Annotated in this window: 6 protein-coding genes; 3 read left to right on the plus strand and 3 right to left on the minus strand. The window is 29.2% G+C overall.

Features of this window, described 5'->3' with window-relative positions:
* Positions 1 to 8 precede the first annotated feature (8 nt).
* The 3 genes from QIA19_RS04785 to QIA19_RS04795 are packed head-to-tail and all read right to left on the minus strand — an operon-like array spanning position 9 to position 2,750.
* Positions 9 to 554 carry a hypothetical protein gene (locus QIA19_RS04785; protein WP_008882154.1) on the minus strand — a complete coding sequence of 182 codons (546 nt, stop codon included), beginning with the start codon at positions 552 to 554 and terminating at the stop codon, positions 9 to 11.
* Entirely contained in the window at positions 523 to 1,125 is a 603-nt protein-coding gene (locus QIA19_RS04790) for a ribonuclease H family protein (RefSeq protein WP_008882103.1), read from the minus strand. Before QIA19_RS04790 ends, QIA19_RS04785 begins: the two co-directional genes overlap by 32 nt.
* An 8-nt stretch (positions 1,126 to 1,133) precedes the next feature.
* Entirely contained in the window at positions 1,134 to 2,750 is a 1,617-nt protein-coding gene (locus tag QIA19_RS04795; RefSeq protein WP_301366246.1) for a hypothetical protein, read from the minus strand.
* 164 nt (positions 2,751 to 2,914) lie between these two features.
* On the opposite strand from QIA19_RS04795, the gene arcA reads away from it, so the two are divergent.
* The 3 genes from arcA to QIA19_RS04810 are packed head-to-tail and all read left to right on the plus strand — an operon-like array spanning position 2,915 to position 6,661.
* Entirely contained in the window at positions 2,915 to 4,144 is a 1,230-nt protein-coding gene (gene arcA / locus QIA19_RS04800; RefSeq protein ID WP_301366201.1) for an arginine deiminase, read from the plus strand.
* A 57-nt stretch (positions 4,145 to 4,201) separates the two neighbouring features.
* The gene (argF, locus tag QIA19_RS04805; RefSeq protein WP_301366202.1) at positions 4,202 to 5,185 is read left to right on the plus strand and encodes an ornithine carbamoyltransferase; all 984 of its coding nucleotides are present in this window, start codon (positions 4,202 to 4,204) and stop codon (positions 5,183 to 5,185) included.
* Positions 5,186 to 5,236: 51 nt separating this feature from the next.
* Positions 5,237 to 6,661, plus strand: coding sequence for a YfcC family protein (locus QIA19_RS04810; protein WP_301366204.1), 1,425 nt, complete (start codon positions 5,237 to 5,239; stop codon positions 6,659 to 6,661).
* Positions 6,662 to 6,894: the final 233 nt, after the last annotated feature.

The following is a 6,894-nucleotide window of genomic DNA, read 5'->3' on the forward strand; positions in this document are numbered from 1 at the left end:
AACGATTTTCATGTATTAACATTAATTTTTATAGTTCTTGTTATTAAAACATTTATTGTTTTTTTTGCTTCAATTCCTATTTTTGTTATGTTGAGTTTGAAAATGGACGGATATTTAATAGCTGAGCTTAAGTTATTGCTATTTTTGTTTTTAGAATGAATTTTTAATGGATATGCTTTAAATTTAAATGAAGTTTTAGGGCCAATAAAAAACTCTCTGTATTTATTTTTATACCCTGTTTCATTGTTTATTGTAAGATCTTCTTTTTTTAAGACGATCTTATTGTTGTTAAGACTAGTGTTTTGCCAATTTATTTTTACTACGTCTAAGCTATTGTTTGTAATTTGAATATAAATATATTCATTTGTAGCTTTAATTACATCTATGTTGATGTATTTAGAGGGAGATTCTAGAACTTTAAAATCAGTTTCATAATCATGGTTTATTTTTATTGTTGTACAACAATAAAAATAAACCATTGAAATCAGAAATATTGTTTTTATGTATTTTTTGACAATATTTCTATTTAGTTTTATGAAAACCAAGATCTGCAATATTTTCATTTCCTGGAATAAAAGAAATTTTTCCACCTTGTTCTTCAAATTTTTTCCTTAGTTCGGTTGTTTTTTTGATTAAATTAATAGTAATTTGTGTTAATTTTTTGCTATTATAGATTCCTTTTGACCAATAGTCAATTATTAATTTACTGTCACCAAATATGTTTATTATATTTTCTTTTAATGCTATTTTGAGAGCTGTATATAGGGCAAGCAGTTCCCCAAAATTATTGCTAATTCCTTGAAAATTTTTGACATAATAATTTCCATATTCATTAATCAAGGATTTATCTAAGATTTTATCCAATATTGAAATTCTTTTTTCGTTTACAACTCTAATTTCTACGCCCTTTCCTCTTCCTGTTCCAGAATCAAAATATATTCCATTTGGGTGATGGTTAATTATTTTATTCTCATTATTAAATAGCCAATTCTGAGCTTGTTCTATTGTTTTGAAACTTTTTATTTTATTGTTTTTTCCTTTAATAGCGGTTTTGCATTCTTCCCAGGATTTGAAAATAATTTTTTCATTGCTGTTAATCAAAATACAGGCATAATATTTGTTCATGGGTAGTATTAACTTCCTAAGCACCAGATATTTGTAATGTTGCAAGCTCTCCCAAAAATTTTTTCTTTCGATTTTTTTAATTCTATTGCATCTACTATTTCTTTATTGTAACCAATGAATTTTTCTTTTAATGTTGGTTTAATGAGCCTTTTTGGAAGCACGCTTGGAAGTGTTCCTGCAATCGTATAAGACATGTAAAAATTGTAAGCCGCTGCATTTATTTCTCCAGGAGTAATTATTCCCGAAATTTCGTAATTTCTTGATACATTAAGTCCTGCTATTTTATATATTCTATCAACCATTAAAGAGCAATAGGTTTTGTTGTGAATTTCTTCGAGATTAAATGAATCTGTCCATAAATTAGAGGATATTAATGGAACCATATATCCAAAGTTATTGTCAATGTATCTACTTCTTCCAAAATTAATAGCTTTTTGAATTGTTCTTGTGTCTGTTATTGGTGAGAATATTTTTAATATTCTTGATTGTACGTATGTTGAAAGCTTTTCGTATCCTGAGCCCTGAGTAGATGCTGTATCGAATTTGATTTGATTGCTTGTAATTATTGATTTTATATCAAAACTATCATTTCCATCGAATGCAATTTTTTTAGTAGCTTCATATTTTTCTTCATCAAATATTCCTACATGTTGCCAAAAATAAAAAAACTCTGTCCAATCTATTTTTGGTTTTATTAGTATTATGTCGCCATTTGATAAAATAGATCTTAAATTTTTAGGAGTTATTTCAATGCCTGTATTTGGGTCTATTATTTTTGGTATTATATCGTATTTATTGTTATTGTCGGAGCTGGCAGTTGACCTTTTTCTTCTTCTGGGCGGGGATTGTTTTGAATAATACAGTTCATTGTGAAGATCTGAAATTTTTTGTTTTTCAATTATTGTTTTTATTTTGCTGTTTTCAACTTTTAAAAAGTGCATAAATTGTTCAAAATATTTTTTATCTTTTATTTTTAATAATTGATTTGCTATTATGTGTGGTGCAACATATTCTTTTCCATCTATTATTTCTTTTGTTATTGAGTTTATATTTTCTTGAGGAAAGAATGAATTGATGTGACTTAATTGTATATATCCTAAATTTTTATCATGAAATGTTTGCTCAATTAAGTTTAAAATTTCTTTTTCTAGATGCATTTGTAGTTCTATTAGTTCTGTTAAATTTTCATTATCTGAAGTTGTATGATTAAAATTTGTTTTTTTTTCAAAAGCAGTATCAATTTTAATTATTAGATTTCCATTGACGCTACTTTGATCTATAAACTTTATCCATTCTGTTTCATTATTTAGATAGTTTTTATAAGCATTTAGATAGTTTTTTATTTCTTCAAGTTTTTGCGGGCTTATTTTGATTTTTGCTGCTGTTTGTTTTATTAAAAAAGAATTATCATTATTGTTTAAAATTTCTTGGATATTGGATATTGGTATTCGATATTCTACATTAGAAGGATTTTTTATTAAAGAGCTTTCCAGTGGTGTTTTTTGTGTTAATATGATTTCTGATGTGCTTAGATTTTTTGATTTGTTATCTGTAATTAAGGCACAAGAGAATAATAAAATGTGTGCAGTTAATATTAATAACATTAATTTATTGATTTCCTTCATGAGTAGTATTTTAGCATAATTTTTTATCAATGTTTTTGATTTAAAGTTTTTTAGAATCCCTTTTTTGTTTTTGCAATTTTTTAATTTTTTTAAAAAAAAGTTGATATTTTTTAATATAAACTATAATATTTTAATATATGATAATTTTCATAAAGGGGGAATCGATGGAAGGATATTTAAACCCAATAAATATATTTTCGGAAATAGGTCGTTTGAAAAAAGTTTTGCTTCATAGGCCAGGAGAAGAATTGGAAAATTTGACGCCCTTTATTATGAAAAATTTTTTATTTGATGATATTCCTTATCTTAAAGTTGCAAGACAAGAGCATGAAGTTTTTGTAAATACTTTAAAAAATAATTCAGTTGAAATTGAGTATGTTGAGGATCTTGTTAGTGAAGTTCTTGCTTCTTCTGTAGCGCTCAAAAATAAATTTATATCTCAATTTATTCTGGAAGCAGAAATAAAAACAGATGGTGCAATTAATATCTTAAAAGATTATTTTTCTAATTTAACTGTTGATAATATGGTTTCTAAAATGATTTCCGGTGTTGCAAGAGAAGAGCTTAAAGATTGTGAATTTTCGCTTGATGATTGGGTTAATGGGTCAAGTCTTTTTGTTATTGATCCTATGCCCAATGTTTTATTTACCAGAGATCCTTTTGCTAGTATTGGTAATGGAATTACAATAAATAAAATGTCTACCAAGGTTAGACGTAGAGAGACAATATTTGCAGAGTATATTTTTAAATATCATTTCACTTACAAAGAAAATGTTCCAATTTGGTTTAATAGATGGGAAGAAACTTCTTTGGAAGGTGGGGATGAGTTTGTTTTAAATAAAGATCTTTTGGTTATTGGAATCTCAGAAAGAACAGAAGCGGGGTCTGTAGAAAAACTAGCTGCTAGTCTTTTTAAAAATAAGGCTCCATTTAGCACAATTTTGGCTTTTAAAATTCCAAAAAATAGAGCTTATATGCACTTAGACACAGTTTTTACTCAAATTGATTATAGTGTTTTTACAAGTTTTACAAGTGATGATATGTATTTCTCAATTTATGTTTTAACTTATAATTCAAATTCTAATAAAATTAATATTAAAAAAGAAAAAGCCAAGCTCAAAGATGTTTTGAGCTTTTATTTAGGCAGAAAAATTGACATAATAAAATGTGCGGGTGGAGATTTAATACATGGTGCAAGAGAACAATGGAATGATGGTGCTAATGTTTTGGCGATAGCTCCAGGAGAAGTAATTGCTTATTCTAGAAATCATGTAACTAATAAGCTGTTTGAAGAAAATGGCATTAAAGTTCACAGAATTCCGTCTAGCGAGCTTTCAAGGGGTCGTGGTGGGCCAAGATGTATGTCTATGCCTTTAGTAAGAGAGGATATTTAATATTTAAGCATGAGTTAAATGAGTTTTTAAAAACTTGATTGTAAAGGTTGGTGGTTGATGTATAATTTACGAAATAGGAGCTTTTTAAATCTTTTAGATTTTACAAGCAAAGATATTAAATATTTACTTGATTTATCGATTGATTTAAAAAAGTCAAAATATGCAGGAATTGAGGTGCAGAAACTTAAAGGTAAAAATATAGTTATAATTTTCGAGAAAGATTCAACAAGGACCCGGTGTGCTTTTGAGATTGCAGCTTATGATCAAGGGGCAAATATTACTTATTTAGGATCTAAGGGTAATCAAATAGGCTCAAAAGAGTCTATGATGGATACTGCTAGAGTTTTGGGGCGCATGTATGATGCTATTGGGTTTAGAGGCTTTTCTCAAGAGACTGTTGAATGTTTGGCGAATTATTCTAATGTTCCTGTTTACAATGGATTGACAAATATTTCTCACCCAACCCAAATACTAGCCGATTTAATGACAATAAAAGAACATAAGGGGAGTTTAAAAGGGATTAAAATAGTGTTTTGTGGCGATGGTAGGGGGAATGTTGCTAATTCTTTATTGAAAGGCTGTGCTATTATGGGGCTTGATTTTAGAATTTTTGCTCCCAAAGAGCTTTTTCCAGACCCCGATTTGACGCTTAAGGCTAGGTCTTTAGCCCTAGAGAGTGAGGGTAAAATTACAATTACAGATTCTAAAGAAGAGGCTGTTAAATGTGCTGATGTTGTGTATACAGACGTGTGGGTATCTATGGGGGAGAGTAATTGGGAAGATAGAATAAATCTTCTAAAGCCTTATCAGGTTAATCAAGAGATAATGCGCATGGCAAAAGATGATGCAATATTTATGCATTGCTTGCCTGCTTTTCATGACTTAAACACCGTGATTGGTAAGGATATTTTTGATAAATACGGACTTGATGGAATTGAAGTTACAGAAGAAATTTTTGAAAGTAAAAATTCAGTTGTTTTTGATGTGGCTGAAAATAGAGTGCATACCATTAAAGCTATTATGGTATCAACTTTGGGATAACAGTATTTTTTATGTGAAATTAAATTTATGAAATTATTTAGGAGAAACGTTATGATCAAAATGCCAAGTAGTTTTACAATAATATTTTCTTTAATTGTATTTGTTACCATTTTAACGTATGTGATTCCTGCCGGTAAATTTGATAAAGAATTTAAGCAAATGGGTGATGGATCTAAAAGGGAAATAATTGTTGCTGGAACTTATCAATATGTAGATCGAGGCCCTAGGGGATTTTTACATCCTATTATGACTATTTTAACTGCAATGTCAAAGGGGATGGAGCATGCAGTTGAAGTTATTGTTTTTGTTTTAATTGTTGGGGGCGCTTATGGAATTATTATGAAAACTGGAGCAATAGATGCGGGAATTTATTTTTTAATTAAGAAATTGGGGCACAAAGATAAATTGCTTATTCCTTTGTTAATGTTTATTTTTTCAATTGGTGGAACTGTAACCGGAATGAGTGAAGAGACCCTTCCTTTTTATTTTGTTATGATTCCTTTGATAGTGGCTTTGGGTTATGATAGTCTTGTCGGAGCGGCTATTATTGCTTTAGGAGCTGGAGTGGGAACTATGGCCTCTACTGTAAATCCATTTGCGACAGGAATTGCATCTGCAATAGCTTCTATTAGCTTGCAAGATGGATTTTATTTTAGAATTGTTCTTTATTTTGTATCAGTATTGGTTGCTGTAATCTATGTTTGTGTTTATGCGTCTAAAATTAAAAAGGATCCCTCAAAATCGCTTGTGTATTCTCAAAAAGATGAACATTATCAATATTTTGTTAAAAAAGATGGACTTTCTACTGGAGATAATGCTCAAAATGTCCTTGAGTTTACTTTTGCTCATAAATTAGTTTTACTTTTATTTGGATTTATGATATTGATTTTGATATTTAGCATTGTTAATCTTGGTTGGTGGATGCAAGAAATGACAATGTTGTATCTTGGAGTTGCTATTATATCGGCTTTTATTTGTAAATTAGGTGAGACTGAAATGTGGGATGCGTTTGTGAAAGGTTCTGAAAGTCTGCTAACCGCTGCTCTTGTTATTGGACTTGCTAGAGGTGTTATGATAGTATGTGATGATGGGCTTATTACAGATACTATGTTAAATGCTGCTACTAATTTTTTATACAATCTTCCAAGACCCTTTTTTATCATATTGAATGAAATTATTCAAATATTTATAGGATTTGTTGTTCCATCTTCATCAGGACATGCTAGTCTTACTATGCCAATAATGGCTCCCCTTGCTGATTTTTTGTCAATTCCAAGAGCTTCGGTTGTTATTGCTATGCAAACTGCATCTGGGCTTATTAATTTAATAACACCTACCAGCGGAGTTATAATGGCTGTATTGGGGATATCTAGATTAAGCTATGGTACGTGGTTTAAGTTTGTTTTGCCATTATTTATGATTGAGTTTTTTATTTCTATTTTAGTTATTATAGCTAACATTTATTTGAGTTTTTAAGGTTGGATTATTTTCTTTTAGTTGAATACTAAACATATTTTTAGGGCAATTAAAATAAAAAGTGGAAAAACGGCTAAAAGAAAGAGAAACAAAGCTGACTTTCCAGAAAAGAAAGTCTATTTTTATGAAAGTTGAAAAAAACTAACAATAAAGTGACATATCATACAAAGATTAGGATGGATTTGTTTGCATTTTGGAACTAATAAGAAACAAAAAGATAGGCTTTTATTGCA

The sequence above is a fragment of the [Borrelia] finlandensis genome, from assembly GCF_030438365.2.
Classification (GTDB): domain Bacteria; phylum Spirochaetota; class Spirochaetia; order Borreliales; family Borreliaceae; genus Borreliella; species Borreliella finlandensis.

Coding starts and splice junctions, on each gene's coding strand:
- QIA19_RS04790 (WP_008882103.1), bottom strand. CDS start 1,125: ATGAACAAATATTATGCCTGTATTTTGATTAACAGCAATGAAAAAATT.
- QIA19_RS04795 (WP_301366246.1), bottom strand. CDS start 2,750: ATGAAGGAAATCAATAAATTAATGTTATTAATATTAACTGCACACATT.
- arcA (WP_301366201.1), top strand. CDS start 2,915: ATGGAAGGATATTTAAACCCAATAAATATATTTTCGGAAATAGGTCGT.
- argF (WP_301366202.1), top strand. CDS start 4,202: ATGTATAATTTACGAAATAGGAGCTTTTTAAATCTTTTAGATTTTACA.
- QIA19_RS04810 (WP_301366204.1), top strand. CDS start 5,237: ATGATCAAAATGCCAAGTAGTTTTACAATAATATTTTCTTTAATTGTA.